Here is a 24322-nt window from a genome sequence, read left to right on the forward strand (position 1 = left end):
CGCACCGGCCTAACCACAACATGGGTGTCAAGGATCAACCGACATAGAAACGTCAAGGATCAACCGACTCTGAACAGCCCCACCGTAGAGGTGTATGACCTCGGCTGATGTGTGACAGTTCGTCTTCGGCTGATGCCTGACAGTGTTTCGGCTGATCCTTCACAGCGGGTTTCGGTTGATCTTTGACGCTCCCTGCGAGCCTGTTGGAGCTGCGGCGTTCGAGTCGGTATTGGGACACCGCGGCGGCTGGTGTCTGGATCGGGTAGTTGTGACCCCGAAGTCACCGCGTGGAATCGACCCGGGTCAACACCATCGCCGCTTCGTTGTACGGAAATAGGCGAAAGAACACACCAGATGGCCCGGTAACGAGCGATGCGGCCTCAGCCTTGCTCAGGAGGCGGGGACGGGCCAGCGCGATACTCTCGCCGCGCTTGTGCAACACCGCCTGACCGCAGGCGAACACGTTCCGCACCCAGTCTGACTGCAGCCCGTACCCAACCAGGACGGCGAAGCCGTCACGAGTAGGGAAAACCAACAGCGGCGTTCGATAACGCCTGCCCGATTTGCGCCCGACGTGTTCGAGCGTCCCTTGGCCCGGGAGCCACGGCGTGATCGACCGAGCCGATGGATTGGTGACTCGACGATTGAAGTTAGCGACCGCCCTGGGGACCCGCATGGACACTCCTCATTCACCTCGAAAACAACCGTGGGCAACTCACGCGGTCGTGGGGACGGGGCCGCTCACGTCCTCGCCTTGAAGGAGCTTCACGATCAGACTCAGGTCGAAGTAGTCAATCCAGCGAGTGATCCTGCCATCGTCATCGACGACGAAGGTGCCCATCACTGGGATGGCCGGCTTGCGTCCATCCGGAGTCTGGATGGAGTCCAAGCGTTCGGTGAGCACCACGGAGCCCTCGCTTGCGAGGTTGACGATGTCGAAGGCGTAGGCGTCCGGGAACATCGCGAACTGCGCGGCCATGTTCTCCAACGCAACGCTTCGGCGTCCCGCTGCTCCATCAAGGCACAGAACTGGCGGACGACATCGGCTGGTGAAGACATGAGTGAAATTCCTTCACGGCGAGTAGGTGAATTAACTTGAGACTCAATGATCGTGGATGATTACCCCACGGATATTGCGGCCCGCGAGCATGTCGTCGTAGGCCTCATTGATGTCGTCGAGCTTGTACTCGGTGGTGACGGTTTCGTCGAGCAACAGCTTGCCGCTCCGGTAGAGACTGATCAGTCGAGGGATGTCGGCCCGCGGGTTGGCTTCTCCGTAAAGGCTGCCCAGGAGGCGCTTTTGGAACAGCGTGAACAACGTCAGCGGCAGCGTCGGCGTCACGTCAGACATCGACGCCAGGGCGGTGGCCACCACGGCACCGCCCTTCCGCACCGCATTGAGCGCGTCGTTGATCATCGCGCCTTCGAGCACACCCGGCGTGAGGATCGCCGAGTCGGCCATGACCCCACGCGTGATCTCACCTACCAAGTGGGTCGCTTCCTCCATCGAAGTCACAAAGTGAGTGGACCCGAATTCAAACGCCTTGTCGCGCTTTCCTGGCTCGATATCCACCACGACGATATGCTCCGCGCCCGCCAGTCGCGCGCCCTGAATGGCACCGCTGCCGATCCCTCCGCAGCCGACCACGAGCACCACGTCGCCGGGACTGACGTTGGCGGTATTCACGGCCGAACCCCAACCCGTGGTGACGCCGCAGCCGAGAAGACATGCGCGCGACAACGGCACGTCGCCATCGATCTTGACGACGGAAGCCTCCGACAACACACCCCACTGCGCGAAACTGCCCACACCCGAGAGGGCCCCGATGCCCCGTCCTCTGGCGCGACGCCGGAATGTGCCGTCGGCCTGGACCCCCGCCAAGATGATCGCCCCGTAATCACAGAGGTTTTGACGACCCGTGGCGCACCAGCGGCAGCGACCGCACGCCGGCAGGAACGACGTGACCACGTGGTCTCCCACCGCCACATCGCGCACTCCTGGACCCACCTCACGAACGACGCCCGCCCCCTCGTGTCCACCGATCAAGGGAAAACTCACTCCGAACATGTCGCCGGTGCGGATGTGGTGGTCGGAATGGCAGAGACCGGTGGCTTCGAACTCGACGAGCAGCTCGCCTTCCTGCGGCGGATCGAGTTCGATCTCCTCCACCGACCACTTCTCGTTCAGCCCCCACAGAACTGCTCCCATGGTCTTCACGGCGACTCCTTGACGGTATGTATGGCACGCTCGGGGCAGTTCGCGATTGCGTTGTGCGCCCGGTCTTCCCATCCGGGAGGAACATCTTCCACGGTAACGAAGGCGGTCCCTTCGTCGTCGATGTCGAACAATTCGGGATACGTTGCGTAACAACGGCTGTGGCCTTGACACATTTCCCTGTCGACATGGAGCTTCACGCTATTCAGTCCAATCCGCCTGGTCTGGTCCCGATGACCCCTTTGTCTGCCAGCGCAGCAATCGAGCCGGCGTCGAGGCCGACTAGGCCGCCGAGGATGCTCGCGTTGTGCTGGCCCAACGTCGGCGCCGCCGACCGATACCACGTGTCAACGCTGCGGTACTTGAAGGGAACCGCCGGCACGTGATGTGTTCCTACGACCGGATGGTCGAGGCGTTCGAAAAAGCCTCGCGCGGCCAACTGCGGGTGCATCGAGCCGACCCTGGCATCCGCCAAATTCGCAGCCGGAACACCATACCCAATGAGTAACTCTGCAGCGGCCGAGGAATCTTGAGTGCCGGCCCATTGCTCGAGGTGCTTGTCGATCACATGATGAGCCCGCACCCGACCCTCGTGAGTGTCCAAGGCGGGGTCATTCGCCCACTCCGGATCGCCTAGCGCCGACTTCAAGAGGTGCCATTGCTCTTCCGTGGCAACCGAAATCGCCAGCCATCGCTCGGGACCCGCGCATTGATAGAGCCCTTGCGGGGCGGCGTCACGGCTGCGATTTCCCGATCGCGAGATGAGGTGCCCGTAGGCGGTGAACTCGACGACCTGCTCGGCGGCTGCGTTGAGCGCGGACTCGACCATCGATACTTCGATGAGGGACCCGTGGCCGGTTTCGTCGCGTCGCCGGAGTCCTGCGAGCATGGCAAACGCGGAGTGCATTCCCGCCAGCGGGTCACAGGGGCCACGGGGGATGCGCGGCTGGTCGTAGTCATGGCCGGTTACCCACGCCATTCCGGTCATCTGTTCCATCGTTTGCGCGAAACCGACATTGTTGCGCCATGGTCCGTCGAGCCCGAACGCAGGCATACGGACCATCACTATTCGGGGGTTCTGCTCGCTGACCGCCTCCCACGTGATGGCGAAATTGTCGAAGACGCGGGGCGAGAAGTTTTCGACCAGAATGTCCGAGCATTTGACGAGTCCGAACAACAGCTCCCGCCCTTCGGGCGAGGACAGGTCCAGGGCGAGACCCCGTTTATTGGTGTTGGTCGCCAAATACATCCCCGACCGCTCCCACCACTGAGGCTGATTGGCGAACGCGGCGGCCGCCATCCGCGCGCCGTCAGGATGCTGCGTCGACTCCAGGTGAATGACCTCAGCGCCGAGTGCGGCGAGAATGTGGGTTGAGGAGGGGCCCGCCCACCACGCTGTCGCGTCGAGAATTCGTATGCCCTCCAGCGGAAGTCGCTGTGCGCGGTTCGCAGCGGTCGCACTCCTGCTGCGGGCGGGTAGGTCTGTCAGTTCGCCGAGCGAGGGAGCGCCGGCGGTCGGGGAGGGGCGTTGGCCATTGATCCGGTAGGGGGCCAACGGGTGGGTGAAGCTGCCGTCGGCATACGTGCCCCACACGCCGCGGGCCGCGAACTGGGGGTGGTCCAGCACGGTCTGGCCATTGTTGACAGGTGAGACGGGGATGCGTAGATCGGAAGCCAACGCGACGATCTCGTCGGTGGAACGCTGCGCCGTCCATTCGCGCACGATCCGGTTCCACTCCTCCCGGCGTTCCCAGCGAGTCGTTGCGAGTGCCCACGCCGGGTCTTCGTCGAGCAGGTCGAGCCGGCCGATCATCGCTAGGAAAGAGTCGAATTGCTGGCGGGTATTGGTGTTGAAGCCCACCCATCCGTCCGCGGTCGGTTCGATGGAAGGGATTTCCACCTGTCGGGCCGGCACGGTCAACGGGGGACGGCCGGCCAGCTCGTGGTAGATGTCGGCGAATCCACCGGCGCTGAGGTGGCACGTCTCCAGCAACGAGCAGTCGACGATTTCGCCTGGCCCGCCGAGGTGAGCACGACGCAGCGCGCCAAGCGCCCCGACGGCGGCATAACTGGCCATGACCCATTCGAACACTCGACCACCCGCTTGAATGGGCGGTTGGTCCGGACGGCCTCGCAGCGCCAGGGTTCCGCTCTCGGCCTGAATTGTGAACTCCGTTGAGGGCCGGTCCCGGTACGGTCCGGTCAACCCGTACGGAGACAACGCCACGATCACCAGGTGCGGCGCGCGCCGGAGGAGGGCGTCGCGGTCGAGTGCCCCGGGGCCGAGAGATTCGACGAACACGTCGGCGGAAACGATCAGAGGCTCCAGGTCGGGCAGTGAGGTGCCAACGACGGAACGCTTGCCGGCGTTCAGAAATTTGAACAGCGCGTCAGCGTCGACTCGATCGCCAGACGTTCTGCGGCGGAACGGATCCCCGTCCGGGGCCTCGATCTTGACGACCTCCGCCCCGAGGTCGGCGAACAACTTGGTGCAGTACGGACCGGCGATTTCCGTCGCCCACTCGACCACACGAACCCCACGCAGAGCGTTCATCGCGTTGCGACTTTCCGCGTCAAGGTTGTCGGAAGTGAGTTACTCGCGACGATGAGTGCACACACGCCACTCCTGTCCTCACGCTCGTGCCGATCGAGCAGGGTGCTCAGCTTCCGCATGGTTGCGGCTTGGCTGGCAACGACGCTAGCGACGGAAAAGCCAGAGTGTCAAGTGTCACTCGATAACGGTGGCCGCGATGAAGTTCGTCGAAGCTTTTACTCGGCCGCAGGCACCTTGGAGCCCCGCCGAACCCGTCCGCCTCGCTTGGCCGGCGGCTTCGCGGTCGATGTTTTCACGCCTTTGGCGAGGATCTGCGAACCGAGTTCGATTTGCGCGCGGATGTCCGACTCGCCCGTACCGAACCAGCGTGGCCCGAGGCTAGTGGTGAAGATGATGAAATTCGCCAGCAGCTCGGCGAAAAGGTCGGCGTCGACGTCGGCCCTGATCTGCCCCGCGGCTTGATAGTGGCGGACGCCCTCGGCGATAACGGCCGTGCGGCGTGCGTGATTGGGTTGCAGCACGCGCAGCGAGAAGTCTGGATCCGACAACGCCCGACCGGAAATGTCCCAGCCGGGAACACCGCTGTTGCGGTCATCGATCTTCAGTCTCGCCAAGAAAAGCTGCTCGATATAGTCCTCGAGGCGCGCAGGCAGGGCCGCGACGACTTGCTCTTCCGCCACGCTGACGAGGTCCGCGATCTGTCGAGAAACCACTTGCTCGAAGATGCCCCGCTTGTCCCCGAAGTAGTGGAACAGCATGGCCTCCGAGCAGTCGGCACGACGGGCGATCTCCTTTGTCGCCGCGGCCGCGTATCCCGCTTCCGCAAAGACCTCAGCAGCCGCTTCAAGGAGGGCCCGTTGTTTGCCGTCCTTGTCGCGAACTCGCCGCCGCGCGCCTGTGGTCATCACACACACTGTAGCGAGCACCCGTCTGCTGAGGGGAAGCTCGCACGCGTGCCGGTGCTCATTCAGTTATCGAGTGCGACTTGACTCGACGGGGCCGACGACTTACTGTGCAGCCAAAGCATTTTTCGGTGTGTGCGAGGAATCCGAGGGCCGGCGTAGATGGCACATGGACGGTGGCACGACTGCTGTGTGGCGGGACTGCTGACGGCTCCTCGGTGGCGGCTGTCTGGCCAGGCCGACCGCCGGCGTCGTCCCGAACTCGGCGGGGGCGGAGAGGACTACCGATGGTGAGCAAATCACCGGAGGAGCACGCCCGGAACCTTGATCTCCGTCACGAGGATTTCAACGACCAAGAATTCCTCTATGAGGTCTACGCGGTGATGCGGGAGAACGGGCCGTTCAGTCACCAAGGCGTCCCGTTCCTGGGTCCCACGCCCGGGGGCGCGTGGGTCGCCACTCGCTACAACGACTGTTACGAGATACTGCGGGACTGGAAGAGTTTCTCCAGCAAGCCCCTGGGCCTGGAGGGCAACCCGATGTCGTTCGGGGACATCGTGATCACCTTGGATCCTCCACGGCAGCAGCAGCTTCGCAAAGTTCTCAACCCCTACTTTTCCCCGGGACGGATGAAGGACCTGGAGCCCCAGGTGCGCGCGGTCACCGATGGGTTGATCGACAACTTCATCGAGTTGGGCCGCGGCGATCTCGCCGACGTCGCCTGGCAACAACCTGGGATCGTGTTCTTCCGTTATCTACTCGGCATGCCCGTCGAGGACGTGCCGCTCTACATCGAGACAGCCGACCTCGCGATCAATGGTGAGAGCGAAGAGGTTCGAAACGGTTCGATGACGAATCTCTACCTCCGCGTTCGTGAGAAGATCGACAAACGTCGTGGTGAACCGCCGCGTGACGACCTCATCGATGTCTTGCTCGCTGCCGAGATCGAGGGCGAGAAATTGAGCTTCGACGACGTTGTCGCGAATGTGATGCTACTGGTGCAGGCAGGGCTCGAAACGACTTCTAGTGCAATGTCGTTCGCGCTCTTCTATCTGGGCACCCATCCCGCGGAACGCGACCGACTCGTACGCGAAGCGGGGTTGATGCCCGCAGCGATCGAGGAATTCATCCGGTTCGCCGGTTCGGTCCACGGACTGCACCGCTCAGTCGCGGAAGAGGTTGAACTGAGCGGCCACAAGTTCTGTCCCGGTGAGACGGTCGTCGTGAACTATGCGGCCGCCAACCGCGACGCGCGCGAGTTCGACGAGCCGGACAAGTGCATTCTCGACCGGCAGACAAACCGCCACCTCGGCTTCGGAGCCGGCGTCCATCGCTGCCTGGGCTCCAATCTCGCCCGGCTCGAGTTTCGGGTGGGCGTCGAACAGACCCTGAATCGAATTCCCGACTACGCCATCCCCCCGGGGGCAAAAGTGGATTTTCACGGGAACTCGGTCACTCGGGGCTATCGCGCCCTGCCCGTCGTCTTCACGCCGGGTGCCCGCGTCGGAAAGTGAGCGGCGGGGGCCCGCCCATATCGTCTCGGAGCCAACGTAATAGGGAGGAACCCCGTGGACAAGCAGGATCTGCAATGGATGATCTCCGTCGACGACCACATCATCGAGCCGCCGAACCTGTGGGTCGATCGCGCGTCGGCGGCCGATCGCGACCGGGTGCCACACGTCGAGCGCATCGACGGCGTCGACACGTGGATCTACGACCAAGCCCGCGCGTCGGTGATGGGCATCCTGGTCGCGGCTCACCAAAGGCCGGCCGAGTACTCTCCGCTACCAGTGAATTACGACGAGATGCCCCGTGCCTACTTCGACCCGGTGGCCCGCATCCCCGACATGGACGAGGATCACGTGATCGCGGGATTGAACTTTCCGTTTTTCCCGCGGTTCTGCGGTCAAATGTTCGCCCACCTCGGTGACCGCGACCTAGGTCTCAAGTGCGTGCAGGCGTACAACGACTTCGTCATCGATGAGTGGTGCGCGTCGGCGCCCGGTCGCTACATCCCCATGGTCATCGTCCCGCTGTGGGATACCCGACTGGCCGTCGAGGAGACGCTACGGTGCGCCGGCAAGGGCGCCAAAGCCATCGCCTTCTCCGAAAACATGCACCCGCTGGGATTTCCGTCCATCCACTCGGGAGCATGGGACGATTTCTTCGCGGTGGTGAACGAGACGAAGATGCCGCTGTGCACACACATCGGATCTTCCTCGGTTAGCCCGACCACATCACCTGACGCACCTTTCGGCGTTCAGGCGGTCAACATCAACCTCAATCTGGCGAACTCGACCACCGACTGGCTGTTCTCGGGCAAGCTGCAGAAGTACCCCGATCTAAAGATCGTGCTGGCCGAGGGCGGCATCGGCTGGATCCCATACCTCATCGAGCGTGCTGAGCATGTCGCCGCCGACTACCAATACCTGCGCGCCAACAACTGGGCGGTTGACCCGGCCACGATGCGCTTGACCCCGGTGCCCACCGACCCCGAGATTTTCCCGGAGTCTCCGCGCCGGCTCTTCCGCGACCACATGTACGGCTGCTTCATTGAGGATGACTTCGGGGCGGCTAATCTCGACTTCATCGGCGTCGACAATGTGATGATTGAAACGGATTACCCGCACACTGACAGCCTGTGGCCCAACTCCCTTCAGGCCGCTCTTAAGGCACTCGACGGCCGATCCGACCTTGACACGTACAAGGTGCTGCAGGGTAATGCTCGCCGGGTCTTCGACTTTGAGCCCGCCCCGTATCCGACTCTGACGTAGTCAACGGCTGACGGATTCGTTTGATGCGGGAGTACCAGAGCTTCATCGACGGTAAGTGGTTGAGCGACAACGCCCTCGGCACATTCGATGTTATCGATCCGGCCACCGAGGAGTTGATCGGCCGAGTCGTCGACGGCGGACCAAAGCAGGCGGCAATGGCGATCGAGGCTGCCAGGCGGGCTTTCGACGAAGGTCCGTGGCCATGGATGTCTGTCCGGGAGCGGGCGAAGATCATCAAGCGGTTCGCTGAGATCCTCGATGAGCGCAAAGCGGAGCTTAGGGAGCTAGTCGTCGCCGAGATCGGCTCGACCGGCTTCATCACGGACCTGATCCAGGTTGGCGGCGCGATCGAGGCGGCCCACTACTACGGCGAGTTCGTCGAACACGATGTGACGTGGGTGGAGACACCGGGCGGCCCTATAGTTTCGCCGACCGGCCTGGGCGGTGTGACAGTGGTCCGCGAACCGGTCGGGGTGGTCGGGGTCATCACGCCGTTCAACTTTCCTTTCTCGATCAACATTCAGAAGTGCCTGGCTGCGTTGGCCGTCGGCTGCACTGTGGTGCTCAAGCCTCATCCGTGGACTCCGATGAACGCCCTGGAGCTGGCCAAGGTTGGCGAGGAAGCGGGCCTCCCGCCGGGAGTGTTCAACGTGGTCGTGGGCGGTGCGGAAGTGGGAGAGGAGCTGTGTACGCACCGAGGTGTCGACATGATCGGGTTCACCGGTTCGACGGCGACCGGTCGACGCATCCGTGAGCTTTCGGCGGCAACGATGAAACGCGCACAGCTGGAGCTCGGCGGCAAGAGCGCGCATATTGTTCTCGACGATGTCAACGAAAGTGACGTTGCGGGAATAGGATTCGGTCAGGTGCTGATGCATGCCGGACAAGCATGCACCGTCACGTCGCGACTTCTGTTGCCCGAGCACCTGCTCGACGCCTATGTCGAGGGCCTCAAAGCCATTGCCCCAATGATCACGGTCGGGGACCCGCGTGATCCCACCACTGTCGTCGGTCCGCTTATCAGGGATCAGCAGCGTCAGAGAGTTGAATCTTTCGTTCAGTCGGGCCTACAAGACGGCGCGCGGCTGGTGGTCGGCGGCAAACGCCCCGAACATCTCGAACGCGGCTTCTACTACGAACCGACGGCATTAGTCGACTGCCGCAGCGACATGCGCTTATGTCAGGAGGAGGTGTTCGGGCCTGTGCTGGCGGTGATGACCTATCGCTGCGAAGACGAAGCCATCCGCATCGCGAATGACTCCATGTACGGTTTGGCAGGCCTGGTAATGACTCGCAACGCCGCAAAGGGATTCAACGTCGCCAGGCAGGTCAGAACCGGCACCATCATGGTGCAGACTGCCGCACCCGGTGTCGATCTCGGAGCCAATCCAGGGGGAGGGCAGGGCCCCGGCTGGTCTCTGCCGGCGCGCGGCATGTTCAACGGCGGGGGGCCTTTCGGTGGCTTCAAGCAAAGTGGTCTTGGCCGAGAGCAGGGGCGTTGGGGCTTCGAGGAATACACCGAGCTTAAATCGATCACCATGATGTAGCGGGGCACTGCACCTTCGACGACGTGGCGCGGATCCGCGTCGGGACTTGGGGTTGGAAAGGTCGCGTGATGGAACTTCTCAAAGATGTACGAGTCCTCGAGGTGTCCCTCTTCTCCGCGGATGCACTGGGCGGGCACCTGGCTGACCTCGGCGCAGAGGTGATCAAGGTGGAGCCGCCTGGCGGCGGCGGTTTCCGCGGTGCGGCGGTTTCCGGCGGCGAACTGCAAGACTCGCACTGGAATCGCGGCAAAAAGAGTGTGGCGATAAACCTGAAAACGCCTGAGGGTCAAGAGGCGTTTCGCCGCCTGGCCGCGACATCGGCGGTGGTGATTGAAGGTCTACGCTACGGAACCGCGCACCGGCTCGGCTTCAGCTACAACGACATCGTCGCAGTCAACCCGACAGTTGTGTACTGCGTCCTCAACGGCATGGGCAGCTATGGGCCCTACACCCGATTAGCCACACACGGGCTTTCCTTCGACTGTTTCGCCGGCTTGAGCCCGCCGATCATCGATGCGGATGGAACGCCACGTCTTTCGGGGGCGGCGACAGGGACGACAGGTGTTCTGGCGGGGCCGCTGTACGCAGCGATGGGCGTACTCGCCGCGTTGCACGCCGCCGGACGCGACGGCAAGCCGCAGTACGTCGAAGTAGCGCAGGTCGATGCGGCGATCAACTGGAACTTTCAGCACCTCACGGCGTTAGCAAACGGCCAACCCTCCTACGGTGAGGGAATCCGCGCTTCGCTTCGCTACCAGTACTACGAAACGCGCGACGGCAACTACGTGGTGTTCAACGCCCTAGAGGACAAGTTCTGGCTGAGATTCTGCGAGTCGCTCGACAGGATGGATCTCTATGAACCTGGGCGCCGGAAGCCGGGGAAGGATGTCGAGGCAGAGGCCCGGCTGCGCGGGGAGTTAACGGCAATGTTCAAGTCCCGCACTCGCAGGGAGTGGACCGACTTCTTTATCACGACCGATATCGCGGGTGCGCCAGCGTTTTTGGGCGCCGATCTATTCGACGACGACCACACGCAGGCTCGCCGACTTGTCTATGAGCAAGCACAGCCTGACGGGACCTCGAAGAGAATGGTGGGCACGTGCATCAAGACCAAATCCGACGACAGATTCGCACCGCCGGGAGCGCCGCACGTTGGGCAGCATACGGAAGAGGTGCTCACCCGCTTGGCGGGCTACGACGCGGCCGGAATTGAGCGGCTACGTTCTACGGGCACGATCTGACATGTTCGTGCTCATCCGATGTTCAAAAACTGCAGCGGTTCGCGTATCAGCGACGTCTCTCTGGCCAACACCCCCCGGCCGCATCTCACCCCGGCGTCACCCCGGCGACCGGGGGCGATTCCTAGCCGTACCGAAGCCGTACCGGAACCGTACTGGCAACGGGCAGATTCGTTGCCTTGCAGGCGATTTGATGCGCCGTAGCGGACTATTTCGCCTGGTCGGGTGAGCGTTGGCTAGGGACTCATAATCCGTTGGTCGCGGGTTCGAGCCCCACCCGCCCCACAAATCCTGCATGACCTCGGCTGATGTTTGACATTTCGTCTTTGGGTGATGCCTCACAGTGTTTCGGCTGATGCGTGACAGTTACTTCGGCTGATCGTTGACACTTCCTGGATGAGGGAGTTGAGCGTGGCTGAGCAGAGGTATAGGCCGTAATGGCGGTGACCGGTCGCATCGGCCGATGTCGTGTCCCGGCGTCCACGTTAGCGGGGAGGCATTCGCCTTTTGGGGTGTCAGCGCAGCGTTCACCACGACGGGAGTTCGTGCCGCCTGCCTCAATCACAGGGCGGAGGCGGACAGGGCGGAGGCGGACAGGGCGGAGGCGGACAGGGCGGAGGCGGACAGGGAGGCGGAGGCGGGCAGTGTTGCGGCGGCGGCGGTGGCGGCGGTGTGAGACCCGGGAAGCCCAGCACGTTGAGGTCGAACAACACTTTCTGGTCCAATGCGCCCAGCAGACCGCCGACCTGACCGCCGCCAATGACTTGGTAGGAGTCACCGACCAGAAGGCTGGCGGTGAAGTTCGCCGGGACCTGCGCACCCACGAGACTATTGGCAGTCTGCTCACCGGTACCCAGCATCAGATTCCAGAAGTTGTAGACGTCGTTGACCACGCCGTTGAGCGCATGGTTGGTGCCAAAGACGGCCTGCTCCAAGCCCATCTCGTTGGCGATCAGCGAATGGTTGAATGCCAATTCACTGTGGACCAGGTTGTTGGTGAAGCCGATCTGGGCTTGCATAAATTGCTGGAACATACCGACCGGCGAGGTCGCCGACCACGCCTGCGCCGACACCGGAAGCCCCGTCAGCATCGCCTGCAACGGCGTCCCGTTGATAACCGTACTGAAGGCCGCCTGCATCGCCCCATTGCCGGTCATGGCGCCGGTGACCAAGCCGCCCATATTGAGGTTGAACATCAGTCCCTGATCGAGGGCACCCAACAGGCCACCGACCTCGCCGCCGCCAACAGCCGGGCTACCAACCAACAGGCTGGTAGTCAGGTTGATGTTCGCAGGTACCTGGGCACCCAGCAGACTGTTGACGGTCTGCTCACCGGTGCCCACCATCATGTTGCAGAAGTTGAAAACGTTGTTGACCGCGCCGTTCAACGCGTTATTGCTGCCGAAGACAGCCTGCTCTATCCCCATCTCATTGGCCACCAGGGAGGCGTTTAAGCCGAACTCACCGTTGACTAATGTTGTGTTAAAGCCGATCTGGCCCTGCGCGAATTGCTCCAACACGTTGACTGGCGCATGTGCGGCAGCCACCAACGATGCCTGAGTAGGCGCAGGTATTCCATTCAGCACCAGCCCAGGAAGCGCGGATAGCCCACCACCAAAACTGCCCGACAGCGCAGTATTCACTTGGGCGCCCAGCCCGGAAAGCCCGCCGCTAAGGTCGGCCTCCAGCGCGGGCAGTCCGGCGCGCAAACTTGCCGCCAGCCCTTCACCATTCCCCGCCGACAATGCCTGGGCGGGCGCATTCAGCGCAGTCGCCAGGGTCGGGACGACGTTGGCCTCGGCCGCCGCATACGTGTTAGCGCCCGCGGTCAGAGCCTGCACAAACTGCTCGTGAAATGCCTCCGCCTGCGTGCTGAGCTGTTGGAACCCCGCCCCATATTGGGAAAACAGAGCAGCGATCCGGTCCGATATCTCGTCGGCGGCCGCAGGCAGTACACCCGTTGTCGCGGCCGCGGCCGCGCTGTGGGCCGAACCGATCGCCGAACGAATATTCGCCAAATCCGTTGCGGCATCCTCAATTATCTGCGGCGCTGCGATCAGAAACGACACCGTTACCTCCCGAGGCTCATCCCCTGCGGACCCATCCCCTGGCCCGTTCGGTGGTTACTCACATACCTGAACTGTAGCGCGATACGGACATATGGTAGTGAAAAGCAAGATTTTCATAACTTTATCTCCACTTATTGCGCACATGTCAATCCGCTAAGGATGCAACGAAGGGCTTTAGCCGACTACCGGGTATGACGTGTCTGAGCGACTGACCGCGCCTCAGCACGCGTCGGACATGCTGCAGAACGAATCGGTGACAGCTGGCGGATTCTCCGATTGACCCGGATGTTTCGGGTTACTCCCTGTGGTGGCGCTGAGCGGTGTGTGCGGCGCGGCTCGGGGTGCATCCGTGCGCCCGCCGATTCGTCATTGCTTGCGGCGCGTTGACGCACGAAGGGGGGGTGATGCCATGGGCGACGACGAACGAAACTCGGATCGGCACGCGGGCCCACGCTCCGAGGGCAACCTCGAGCTGTTTTTTGATTTGGTGTTCACCTTCGCCATGTCCCAGGTCACGCAACTCGTGCTGCACGATCTCTCCCCGAGGGGTATCGGCCGGGCCGCGCTGGCGCTGCTCGCGGTGTGGTGGGCGTGGGTGGGTTACACCTGGCTCATCAACACATTCGACACGGCCAACGTGTGGCATGAAGCGGTAGTCATGGCTGCGATGGCCGCGATGTTGGTCGCCGCAGCAGCGCTTCCCACAGCGTTTGCATCGGGCGCGTTGGTCTTCGCGATCGGCTTACTGGTGGTTCGGTTGATCCACGTGGTGAAGTTCGTCGCCCTTTCCTCGCACGAGGATGCCGCATTGCGGCGGGGCACCCGCCGAATAGCGCCGGCGTTCGTCGCCGCCCCAGCGTGCATTGTGGCCGCCGCCTTCGTTGACTCGCCCGGCCGCGAACTGCTATGGGTAGCCGCGGCGGTGATTGACTACGGCGCACCGGCCGTGCTCGGCCTCGGCGGATTCCGCGTTTCACCGTCCTACTTCGTCTCGCGCCACGGCTCGATCATCATCATCGCGCTCGGTGAGGTGGTAGTGGAATTGGGCGGAGCCGCAAGGGATCTCGGGCGATCGGAGGTCATCGCTGCTCTGGTGCTGGGTGTGGCCATCATGGCAACCTTTTGGTGGACCTACTTCGGTCTGACGTCCGGAGCGCGGCAGCGGCTGGAGCAGGCCACCGGTACAGAACGGGCCCATCTTGCCCGTGATGCCTACAGCTACCTACATCTACCCCTGGTCGCCGGCATCATGCTGTTCGCCGTCGGAGCGCACGCCGCTATCGAGCACGCCACCGTCTCCCTGCCGTTGCTGTCCGCGATTGCGCTGGCCGGCGGGATGGCACTGTTCTACTTCGCCGACGTCGCCTACCGATGGCGTGACCACCGGCAGGCCCCAGCCGACCGCGCCGTTACCGGAGCAGCCGCGGCGGCGGCCCTGCCCGCGTTGTTGCACATGCCCGCCCTCGCGGCGCTCGGCCTGCTCGCCGGCATCGGGGTTTGCCGGTTGGTCTGGGAATTGTGGCGGCGCCCGCGGGTCGGTCCGGCCGTAGCAGGACAGGCGCGTTGAGGGCCGCGTCGCCCACGCGAGCGGGCGCGTCCGCGGGTCGGTTGAGCAGCCAGCCGACACGAGCAAGGTAAACCGGCGCTTCAAGCGCCATAACCGACAGGAGAGCCTGATGTCACAGGCACGACGCCTTTCCGGGCGAAAAATCGCAGCGTTGGCAGCCGACGGCTTCGAGAAGGTGGAGCTGGTAATTCCCTTGCGTGCATTGCAATTGGCCGGCGCCAAGGTGGATATCGTGTCGCTGCGCCGCGGCCGCATCCGCGGAGTGAATTTGCATATGCCGGCCAGCCGGGTCGGCGTGGACAAGGTCGTCACCGATGCCGACCCGGGCGCCTACGACGGACTGCTGCTTCCGGGGGGCTTCATCAACCCCGATCTGCTGCGGCAGTCGGCCGAGGCCCGGGACTTTGTCCGCGCGTTCGACCACGCTGGCAAGCCAATCGCCACGTTGTGTCACGGTCCGTGGGTGCTCGCGTCGTCAGGGTTGCTCACTGGGCGCACCCTGACCTCGTGGCCGGGCATCCGCGACGACTTGGTGAACGCCGGCGCCACCTGGCTTGACCGCGAGGTCGTGCGTGACCGCAACCTCCTCACCAGTCGGGGGCCCCAGGACATGAGGGCGTTTCTCCCGGCGACCCTCGACATCTTCGCCGAGTCGACGGATCAATCGCAGACGGTCACGAACCACAATGGCTCGGATCCGCAGCTCGACAAGCCGCTCGGCTGGGCCGTGTCCGCCTTGCGCTGGTCACCGAAGCCCTCGGCGGCGGCACTGACCGGCGCGGCCGCGGCGGCACTGGCGTCGCCCCTACGCAGACGGGTCTCCATCAAGAAGTAGAGAAGCACCGTAGTCTTGGCCGACTTGACGGATGAGGTTCCATTCCATCGGTGCCCGTAAGCGCGCTGCGAGATCGAGCAGCAAACTTCATGCTTGCGCGGCTGCAGCGCGGGTATTCGTCTCAGCACAATGACAGAAATGTCCGATCGAGGCACGGACGAAATCGACTCGTGCGTGCGCGTTTACGGGACGCGGGTCCACAATCTACGGGGTGTCGACGTCGTAGCGCCGCGTGACGCCCTGGTCGCGTTCACCGGGATCTCCGGGTCCGGCAAATCGTCGTTGGCCTTCGGGACCATCTATGCCGAAGCTCAGCGTCGCTACTTCGAGTCGGTCGCCCCGTACGCGCGTCGCCTGCTACTGCCAGCCGGCGCGCCGAAGGTAGACGACATTACCGGGCTACCTCCCGCCGTCGCATTGCAGCAGCGACGGGGTTCGGCGACGTCGCGGTCGACCGTCGGCACCGTCACCACCCTGTCGAACCTGCTGAGGATGCTGTTCTCCCGCGCCGGAACCTACCCGCCGGGTGCCAGCGAACGACTCGACTCCGACGCGTTCTCCCCGAACACCGCCGTCGGGGCGTGCCCCGAATGCCACGGGTTGGGACGAATCCATCGGGTGACCGAAGAGACACTGGTACCCGACCCTTCGCTGACCATCCGCGAAGGCGCGGTTGCCGCATGGCCGGGCGCGTGGCAGGGACAAAACCTACGCGACATCCTGGTCACGCTGGGCTACGACATCGACAAGCCATGGCGAAAACTCCCTAAGCGCCAACGCAATTGGATCCTGTTCACCGATGAGCAGCCGACAGTCGAAATCGATCCGAGCCAGCACCCCGTGCAAGCCGATTATTACTACAACGGGACGTTCTCCAGCGCCGAACGTCACGTCCGCCACACGCTGGCCAACTCTCATAGCGCGATGATGCGCCGCCGCGTACTGCAATTCGTCGACAGCGTCGAATGCCCAGTATGCGACGGTTCCGGGCTGCGGCCGGAGGCGCTGAGGGTGACATTCGCGGGGCGCACCATCGCCGACTACGCGGGGATGCCGTTGGCCGACCTCGCTGACGCATTGCGCCCGACGGCTTCTCGGACCGATGCCGCCGCCGCGTACGAGTCAACGGAATCCGGTGAGTTGACGGAAGTGGCGACGATGATCGCCGCCGACCTCGTCGCGCGCCTGCAGGTACTCATCGATCTCGGCCTCGGCTACCTCACGCTGAGTCGTCGCACGCCGACGGTGTCACCCGGCGAGTTGCAGCGGTTGCGGCTGGCCACCCAATTGCGCGCCGGTTTGTTCGGGGTGCTCTATGTACTCGACGAGCCGTCGGCGGGATTGCACCCCGCGGACGCCGAACCGCTGCTCGATGTGCTCGATCGCCTTCGGCGCGCGGGCAATTCGTTATTCGTGGTCGAGCACGACATGGACGTGGTACGCCGCGCCGATTGGATCGTCGACGTCGGACCGGGGGCGGGAGAGCTGGGCGGGAGCGTGCTCTACAGCGGGCCGGTGCCGGGTCTCGCCGACACCGAGGGATCGGTCACTCGCAAGTATCTTTTCGAGGAGGCTAGACCGCCCTCTCGTCAATCCCGCACGCCGTCCGGGCGGCTGCGGTTGCGCGGGATCTGCTTTCACAATTTGCGAGACCTCGACGTGGACCTGCCACTCGGTGTGTACACCGCGGTCACCGGAGTGTCCGGCTCGGGCAAGTCAACGCTCGTCGTCAAGGTCCTCGGCGACGTCGTGAACAGCCATCTCGGCACCGGACGTGCCGTCGAGCCGGCCGACGCCGACGGCGACGAAAGTGACACTGAGATCGTCGATCTTGATCACGACGCCAGCCTCGGCGTGACGGCGGAAGGTATCGAGAAGATCAATCGGCTGGTATCCGTTGACCAGCGCCCGATCGGACGCACGCCGCGCTCGACGCTGGCGACGTACACCGGCTTGTTCGACGCCGTGCGCCACGAATTCGCCGCCACTTCGAAGGCGCGTCGCCGCGGTTGGGCAGCGGGCCGGTTCTCGTTCAACGTGCCCGAAGGGCGCTGCCCCACCTGTCAGGGGGAGGGTTTCGTCTCGGTCGAATTGCTGTTTCTGCCAGGCACATACGCGACCTGCCCGGCGTGTCATGGAGCGCGTTACTCCGACGAGACACTCGAGGTGCGCTACCGCGATCGCACGATCGCCGACGTGCTCGCGATGACCGTCGACGAGGCCTCAGACTTTCTTGCCGACGTTACAAAGGCGGCCCGGAGCCTGACCACGTTGCGAGAGGTCGGACTGGGATATCTCCGTCTCGGACAGCCGGCGACCGAACTGTCAGGCGGCGAGGCGCAGCGGATCAAGCTCACCTCCGAACTCCAGAGGCCGCGCCGAGGGCATACGCTCTATGTCCTCGACGAGCCGACCACCGGGCTTCATCCCGCCGACGTGGATCTGCTCGATCGCCAACTGCACCGCCTGGTCGATGCGGGCAACACGGTGGTGGTGGCCGAACATGACATGCGGATGGTCGCGGACGCGGACTGGGTGATCGATCTAGGGCCGGGAGCCGGCAGCGACGGCGGTCGAGTCGTTGCGGCGGGGCCGCCTACGAAGGTGGCACGTGCGAAAAACAGCCGCACGGCGCCGTATCTGGCGAAACGATTGGCGCCGTTTGCTTCTCACTAAAAAGTCGAACCATTCATGTGTGGTCCCGTCCATCGACCGTGGGTATGGGATACACATCATCAGGGAAGGAGACGCCGATGACCCGACGCGGTGAGGACGACGACACTGCCGACGACGACACTACCGACGACCGAGCCGGGGACGATGCGCCAGTTGTTCCAGAAGCTGGCGAGGGTCCGTATCCTCCGGTGATGGGTCAACCCAAGCCGCCCATCGGCAACTGACCTGATCTGGTTCTCAATTCAACGCCGCGCAGCGCCAATCGCATCGAGAAAGACGCCGAATTCAGTCGTGCTGTGTGCGTGAGTTCTGTTGGTCGAATCGCTGGCGTTGTCGGACTCCGTATGCCGCCGCCTTTACGATGTCGTCATCCTCCATTCCCGATCCCAGGGTAGACAAGGGCATCTAGCGAATGTGCTTGTCCGGCTGGCCGATCTAGAGACTAGCCGGCCGCGTTGGGAAGTAGCGCCGGGCAGTTCCCCGCCGCGTCCGTCGCCAGTTCGAAGTGCCACAGCTCGTTGGCGTAGATCCGGCACAGCCCGAAGCGTGACCCGTTGGCGATCAGCCACTCGTCGGCGCCCGCACCCCCGACGTCGACGGCCTCGCCGGTGACGTGCTTGGACATCGCCGGGGTCTGCACGTATTGCCGCGCCGCGGCGAGGCTGCCGTAGGTCTGCACGGCATTGTCCAGCAGCCGCTGTTGAAACTCCGGCGACCGCCAGCCCGAGGTGATGGTCATGGTTACACCGTCCGCAGCGGCCGCGGTGGCGGCGCCCTGGATTGCTTTCAACAACGCTGGGTCGAGGCGCGCGATTGCCGAATATTGGACGTCGAACGGCGTCAGTTGGCCCCCGTTTGGCAGGGAACCGTCGCCGGGGTCGGCGGGAGGAGCCAGTGGGATGGTGTGATCGGCAAGCCTTGTGGGCGGTGCGGGTGGATCAGACGGCGCGAGGAAGCCGAACACCCCGGCAATGGCGGCGGCCAACGCGACTGATCGCATGCTCCCTCTCGTGGCTGGTTTCCCCCGAATTCTACCGAAGCGAAGTTCGGGGGAGCACCTCGTCAAATCTGGCTGGTGGAAAACGGCTGCGTCTCTTGGCCCGCCAAGGCTATGAAGTTATAGATCGGTGCGGTGTCGTAGGTGTAGTGGGACGCATTCGGACCGGCCGCCAAGAACATTCCGCCGTTGTAGATCGCCTCGGTTATGGAGATGATTTCTTCAACCGAAGTGGTTGGGTTCACCAGTTTTAACGCGTCGCGCAGGATCGCGAAAATGTTTGGACTGTTTGCGTTTTGGACGATGTTGTAGATTTGCGTCTCGATGACTCCCGGACCGGCCTCAGCCGTCCATGGGTTGGGGCCGACGGGTGCGTCCGCGTAAATATCGTTGCCGATACCGATGGTGTTGACGAAGTCGCCCCAGAAATGCGTGACCGGCGTGAGAAGGTGTGGTGCGACGTCCGCCGGCATCATGCACGCCGGACCCGCAACCCCGCCAGTGACAACGCCATCGACGTTGGCCGGCATCGGCCATCCTGCGAACTGGTTGCCTGAGGCGAATCCCGGCAGCCTGAGAGGGTTCCCCCAAACACCAACCGCAACAATGCGGTTCGCGATCTGGGGGTTTAGCCACGCGATCGTGTGCAGGAATTGGCAGACGACGATAGCGCCCTGTGAGTACCCAAGCAGGATGATGGAGTTCTCCGGATAGGACGGGACTCCGGGTGGTGGATTGATTTGTGTGCAAAGCCTATTCAGCTCGGCGACGCCGGCGTCCACGCTCGGACCCATGGGGAACACGCTGGCCGGATAGTTACCGACGGGCTGCCAGTAGAACAGGTCCGGAAACGCAGCCGCCAGGGCGGAAGCTACTCCGGCGGGTTGCGGTGGCGTGGTGTTCCACATGTCGACACCGGTTCCCGATACGGTCATCACTATGTGCGGCATCATGCACCTTCCACGTGTTTCTGAGATGCGGACCAGCGCTCAGAGGTGGAGTGCCCAGTCCTCGGCAGTCTGACACTCCGGAGGCCAGGACTTCTCCGTCCGGTCGGGGTCGGCCGCTACTTCCAGAATTCGTTCATGGGTTGGGCGTACATGTCGTTGGCGGTCAGCGGTCCCAGAGCTCCCGGCGACGGACTCAACGCGTCTTCGATGGTGGCCATCAGGCTGTACTGGTCGTAGTGGGTGGTGGCGACGAAGTGGCCGGATTGCATCGCCCCGGTCGCGGCGTTCACGGCGCCCGCGTTCGGGATGACGATCATCGGGACGTTGTTGCCCTGGTTGCCGATGCCCAGCGACAGGTTGTTGTAGTCCTCGTCGAACGTGATGATGATCGCGTCGTGCTGCGTCGGGTCGGTCCACGTGTTCGAGCCCATAATGGTGGACACCTGTTGCTGGACGAACTGGTCGCCGGCGGCGATGTTGTATTGGTGCGTCGTGAGCTGGCTGCCCACGAAGTTCAGCGCGCCGGTCGGAGTGCTGACTGGGCCTTCCATGTTGTTCGACTCGTTGGCGGCTATCCACGTGAATTTCGGTGCGGTGCTTGGGGTTTGCAGATCGTGGCTCAAATTCCCCAGCGGGAGCAGGTGGGTTGTCAGGTAGTTCGGGTTGGGGTTGGCATAGACGTAGTTGAACATCGCGAACGGTAGTTGGTCGACGGCGTAGTCACCCGAGTCGACGATGGTGCCGGGGGCGGGCATGCTCTGCGCGTAGCCGGCCCAGCTGACGCCCGAAGCATCCATCTTCGCCATGAGGTTGTTGTTTCCGTAGATGACGTTCGGCGGCGGGTTGACGTCGATGCCGTAGTCCGTTCCGCCCAGGATCCGGAAGTAGTTGGGATCGCTGGGGTGGCCGAGCGCGTAATAGTTGTTCGCGTATCCGTAAGTGTTGATCAGGGCGTTGATGTACGGCGCATTAGGGCTGCCCAGGATGTCGCCCACGCCGTGGTTCTCCATGTAGATCAGGAACACGTGATCTAGGTGGCCGACGTTGGACGTCGGTACGGTGAGGGTCGGCTTGGCGAGGTTCGGATCGCCGACGGTGAACGACAGATTGTCGGCGAAGGCGTTGTTGTAGTTGCCCAGGACGGGGTTGTGGTCGGCGAAGGTCGCGGTCACCACGGCCTTGGTGGTGCCCACCGGGATCGTCCCGGAGACGTCGCGTGACTGGAAGCCGGTGATTCCCAAGCGATCCAGCGACGTGACCGACGTGGTCGTGCCCGTGCCCAGAACGGCCCCGCTGTTGTTGAGGAAGGTGACCTTCAGTGAGGTCGAGGACGCGTCGCCCAGGTAGCCGCCGAGCATGCCACTCAACGTGTACGGCGTTGTGCCGGTGTTGATCTTGCCGGCTGCGGCGCTCAGGTCGACGATTTGGCTCATAGTCGACGTCGCCACGGGTCCGCCGCCGGCGAAATTGCTGCCGCCGCCCGGAGGCGCGGTGCCGGGGAAGCCCAGGAAACCGGGGAGATCGGGGATGGAGAACGGTCCCGGGTAACCGCGCGGGGTGCCGTAGGCGATGATCGTCGGCGTACCGCTCACCGTCCAGCCCGGAATAGTCACGCCGCTGTAGCCCGACCCGGAGGGGTCGGCCGTTTCGAAGCCGGGGTTGACCAACAGGTTCGGGCTCATCGGTAACCCGGGGATCCCGTTGCGGCCAAGCAATGTCCCGCCGGCCCCCACGGTGCCGGGTCCGCCCAACAGCCCGGCGCCGGCGTTGCCGCCATTGCCACCGTTGCCGCCGACGCCGACCAGGAAGGAACTGCCGCCGCCCCCGCCGCTTCCGCCGCTGAAAGTCGAAGTCGGGGCGACGTCCGCGCCGGCCGCGCCGGGACCGCCGTTGCCCACCAGCGATCCGCCATTCCCGCCGTGGCCGCCGTCCCCGCCGGGGCCCGTCGCGGCGAATCCGCCGGGCCCACCGGCCCCGCCGGAGCCCACGAATCCGGCGCCGCCACCGGCCCCGCCTAGGCCGCCGGAATGGGTTCCGGCGGTTGCTCCCGACGTGCCGCCGGCGCCACCGGCACCGCCGGAGCCCACCCAGCCCGCGGTGGCGCCGACTCCGCCGGCGCCACCGGCACCGTTAACGCTGGATCCGCCGGCCCCACCAGACCCGCCGGTGCCCGAGAGCGCGCCGCCTGCCCCGCCGGACCCGCCGGCTCCGCCGGCGTTGGACAAGCTGGAGCCGCCGTCGCCGCCGCCCCCGCCGGGACCGAACAGCGAGCCGCCGCTGCCGCCGGGCCCGCCGGCCCCGCCGGCCGAGTTGATGGACGATCCGCCGACCCCGCCGTCGCCGCCGCCGGCGCCGAACAGCCCACCGAGCGGCCCACTATGCCCGCCGGCTCCGCCGGCGCCGGGTCGCAGACTGCTGCTCAACTGACCGGTTAATCCGCCGGGGCCGCCGACCCCGCCGGAGCCCAACAACCCGCCAGCCCCGCCGGCCCCGCCGCTGCCGCCGTCGCCGTCGGGCCCAGAGGCGGCGCCGACTCCGCCGGCCCCGCCGAGACCGCCGTTACCGAACAGCCAACCGCCATGTCCGCCCATGCCGCCGGCGCGGCCAGGCCCGGACGCCCCGAACCCGCCGGCCCCGCCGACCCCACCGCTGCCCAACAGCCCGGCGGGCCCGCCCGCCCCGCCCGGCAGGCCGTTCGCGCCGGAGCCGCCGGCCCCGCCGTCGCCGAGCAACCATCCGCCGGGGGTCCCGCTGGCCCCGCTGCCCGCGGCGCCGGGGATGCCGTTGCCGATCAGCGCACGCCCGGTCAGGGCCACGCTGGGCGCGTTGATCACGTTGAGCACCGCAGCCGGCATCAACACCCCGTTGGCGCCGGTGGCGCCGTTGCCGCCGGCGGGTGCGCCGAGCCCGCCGGTCCCGCCGGACCCGCCGATGCCGAGCAGCACCGCCCGGCCCCCGGCCCCGCCGATCCCGCCGGCAAAACCGGTGGCGCCCTGGGCGCCTGCACCACCGGCACCGCCGTCGCCGGCCAGCAGAGCGCCGGCACCGCCGGCCCCTCCAGCGCCGCCCGCCCCGGCCGACGCGAACCCGCCAGCCCCACCAATCCCGCCGAAGCCGATCACGCCGGCGTCACCGCCGGCCCCGCCGTGGCCGCCGGTGCCGCTGCCGAAGTTGTTGCCGCCGGCGCCGCCCGAGCCGGCGGCGCCGAGCAGCCAGCCGGAGTGGCCGCCGGTACCGCCGGCCCCGCCGTCGCCGCCGAAGCCGGTGCCGCCGACACCGCCGGGACCGCCGTTCCCCACCAGCAAGGCGCCGGCGCCGCCGGGTCCACCGGCCCCGCCGGCCCCGGTGGCACCCAACCCGCCAGTGCCGCCGGCGCCACCGGCACCGACCAGCATGCCGCCGGCTCCGCCGGCACCGCCCGCACCGCCGATGTCCCCGGCTCCGCCGACCCCGCCGGCGCCGCCGCCGGCGCCGAACAGCCCGCCGAGCAGCCCACCGGCCCCGCCGGTCCCACCGACTCCGCCGGTCCCGGTCGCCGAAAACCCGCCGATCCCGCCGGGCCCGCCGGCGCCGAACAACCCACCGGCCCCGCCGATCCCACCGGTGCCGCCGGCGCCGGACGTCGCGAAGCCGCCGGTCCCGCCGGTCCCGCCGGTCCCCACCAGCCACCCGGCCTGCGGGCCGTGGAGCGGAACCTGCTGGACACGTTCAATGCCTACTCACTGACGTTTACCGGCCGGCCGCTGATCGGCAACGGCGCCAACGCCGCCCCCGGGACCAGCGGCGCCGGCGGGCCCGGCGGGTGGTTGCTCGGTTCCGGCGGGGCCGGCGGTTCCGGGGCGGCCGGTAACGCCGGCGGACCTGGCGGGCCCGCGGGGCTGGTCGGCACGGGTGGCGCCGGCGGGGCCGGCGGCAGCGGCGGGGCCGGTAAACGTCAGTGAGTAGGCATTGAACGTGTCCAGCAGGTTCCGCTCCACGGCGCGCGGGCCGGGGAGTAG

16 protein-coding genes and 2 pseudogenes are annotated in these 24322 nt (G+C 65.1%); 8 read left to right on the forward strand and 10 right to left on the reverse strand.

The features are described from left to right. Positions 1-280: 280 nt before the first annotated feature. The 6 genes from A5712_RS16085 to A5712_RS16105 form a co-directional block, all read right to left on the reverse strand. Positions 281-676, reverse strand: coding sequence for a nitroreductase family deazaflavin-dependent oxidoreductase (locus tag A5712_RS16085; protein ID WP_068107006.1), 396 nt, complete (start codon positions 674-676; stop codon positions 281-283). 39 nt (positions 677-715) lie between these two features. Next, entirely contained in the window at positions 716-979 is a 264-nt protein-coding gene (locus A5712_RS16090) for a limonene-1,2-epoxide hydrolase family protein (RefSeq protein ID WP_082973474.1), read from the reverse strand. 123 nt (positions 980-1102) lie between these two features. Next, the gene (locus A5712_RS16095; RefSeq protein ID WP_068107009.1) at positions 1103-2218 is read right to left on the reverse strand and encodes an NDMA-dependent alcohol dehydrogenase; all 1116 of its coding nucleotides are present in this window, start codon (positions 2216-2218) and stop codon (positions 1103-1105) included. Next, on the reverse strand, positions 2215-2415 hold the full coding sequence (locus A5712_RS30300; RefSeq protein ID WP_082973471.1) for a ferredoxin: 201 nt from the start codon (positions 2413-2415) through the stop codon (positions 2215-2217). The genes A5712_RS16095 and A5712_RS30300 overlap by 4 nt, the downstream gene beginning before the upstream one ends. A 5-nt stretch (positions 2416-2420) precedes the next feature. Beyond that, positions 2421-4769, reverse strand: coding sequence for a CaiB/BaiF CoA-transferase family protein (locus A5712_RS16100; RefSeq protein WP_068107010.1), 2349 nt, complete (start codon positions 4767-4769; stop codon positions 2421-2423). 215 nt (positions 4770-4984) lie between these two features. Further along, positions 4985-5674, reverse strand: coding sequence for a TetR/AcrR family transcriptional regulator (locus A5712_RS16105; protein ID WP_068107012.1), 690 nt, complete (start codon positions 5672-5674; stop codon positions 4985-4987). A 284-nt stretch (positions 5675-5958) separates the two neighbouring features. Here A5712_RS16105 and A5712_RS16110 point away from each other — a divergent pair, with 284 nt between their 5' ends. The 4 genes from A5712_RS16110 (at position 5959) to A5712_RS16125 (ending at position 11233) form a co-directional block, all read left to right on the forward strand. Further along, positions 5959-7185, forward strand: coding sequence for a cytochrome P450 (locus A5712_RS16110; protein WP_197519409.1), 1227 nt, complete (start codon positions 5959-5961; stop codon positions 7183-7185). A 54-nt stretch (positions 7186-7239) separates the two neighbouring features. Beyond that, positions 7240-8445, forward strand: a complete 1206-nt coding sequence (locus A5712_RS16115) for an amidohydrolase family protein (protein ID WP_082973472.1) — start codon at positions 7240-7242, stop codon at positions 8443-8445. A 23-nt stretch (positions 8446-8468) separates the two neighbouring features. Then, positions 8469-9992, forward strand: a complete 1524-nt coding sequence (locus A5712_RS16120) for an aldehyde dehydrogenase family protein (protein ID WP_068107015.1) — start codon at positions 8469-8471, stop codon at positions 9990-9992. Positions 9993-10060: 68 nt separating this feature from the next. After that, on the forward strand, positions 10061-11233 hold the full coding sequence (locus tag A5712_RS16125) for a CaiB/BaiF CoA-transferase family protein (RefSeq protein ID WP_068107037.1): 1173 nt from the start codon (positions 10061-10063) through the stop codon (positions 11231-11233). Positions 11234-11787: 554 nt separating this feature from the next. Here A5712_RS16125 and A5712_RS30305 read toward each other — a convergent pair. Next, positions 11788-13299: a PE family protein gene (locus tag A5712_RS30305; protein WP_082973473.1), complete on the reverse strand. Its 1512-nt coding sequence runs from the start codon at positions 13297-13299 to the stop codon at positions 11788-11790. A 409-nt stretch (positions 13300-13708) separates the two neighbouring features. Here A5712_RS30305 and A5712_RS16135 point away from each other — a divergent pair, with 409 nt between their 5' ends. The 3 genes and pseudogenes from A5712_RS16135 (at position 13709) to A5712_RS16145 (ending at position 18377) form a co-directional block, all read left to right on the forward strand. Continuing rightward, positions 13709-14866: a low temperature requirement protein A gene (locus A5712_RS16135; RefSeq protein ID WP_068107020.1), complete on the forward strand. Its 1158-nt coding sequence runs from the start codon at positions 13709-13711 to the stop codon at positions 14864-14866. Between the two features lie 109 nt (positions 14867-14975). Further along, positions 14976-15524, forward strand: a pseudogene (locus A5712_RS16140) (type 1 glutamine amidotransferase domain-containing protein); the annotation flags it as partial. 306 nt (positions 15525-15830) lie between these two features. Continuing rightward, positions 15831-18377 (forward strand): excinuclease ABC subunit UvrA, encoded by a 2547-nt coding sequence (locus tag A5712_RS16145; protein WP_068107023.1) that lies wholly within the window; start codon positions 15831-15833, stop codon positions 18375-18377. A gap of 442 nt (positions 18378-18819) precedes the next feature. Here the strand turns inward: A5712_RS16145 and A5712_RS16150 are convergent, their stop codons facing one another. From A5712_RS16150 to A5712_RS31380, 3 genes are all read right to left on the reverse strand, one after another. Continuing rightward, complete coding sequence (locus A5712_RS16150; RefSeq protein ID WP_068107025.1) at positions 18820-19377, reverse strand: M15 family metallopeptidase; 558 nt, start codon at positions 19375-19377, stop codon at positions 18820-18822. A 62-nt stretch (positions 19378-19439) separates the two neighbouring features. After that, a complete protein-coding gene (locus A5712_RS16155) occupies positions 19440-20324 on the reverse strand; it encodes a cutinase family protein (RefSeq protein ID WP_231982139.1) in 885 nt (294 codons plus the stop codon). Between the two features lie 116 nt (positions 20325-20440). Continuing rightward, positions 20441-23986 carry an alkaline phosphatase family protein gene (locus A5712_RS31380; protein ID WP_068107029.1) on the reverse strand — a complete coding sequence of 1182 codons (3546 nt, stop codon included), beginning with the start codon at positions 23984-23986 and terminating at the stop codon, positions 20441-20443. A gap of 60 nt (positions 23987-24046) precedes the next feature. Between A5712_RS31380 and A5712_RS32495 the strand changes: the two are divergent. Continuing rightward, positions 24047-24253 (forward strand): annotated as a pseudogene (locus A5712_RS32495) (PGRS repeat-containing protein); the annotation flags it as partial. Positions 24254-24322 lie beyond the last annotated feature (69 nt).

The sequence above is a fragment of the Mycobacterium sp. E2327 genome (genome assembly GCF_001672675.1).
Taxonomy (GTDB): domain Bacteria; phylum Actinomycetota; class Actinomycetes; order Mycobacteriales; family Mycobacteriaceae; genus Mycobacterium.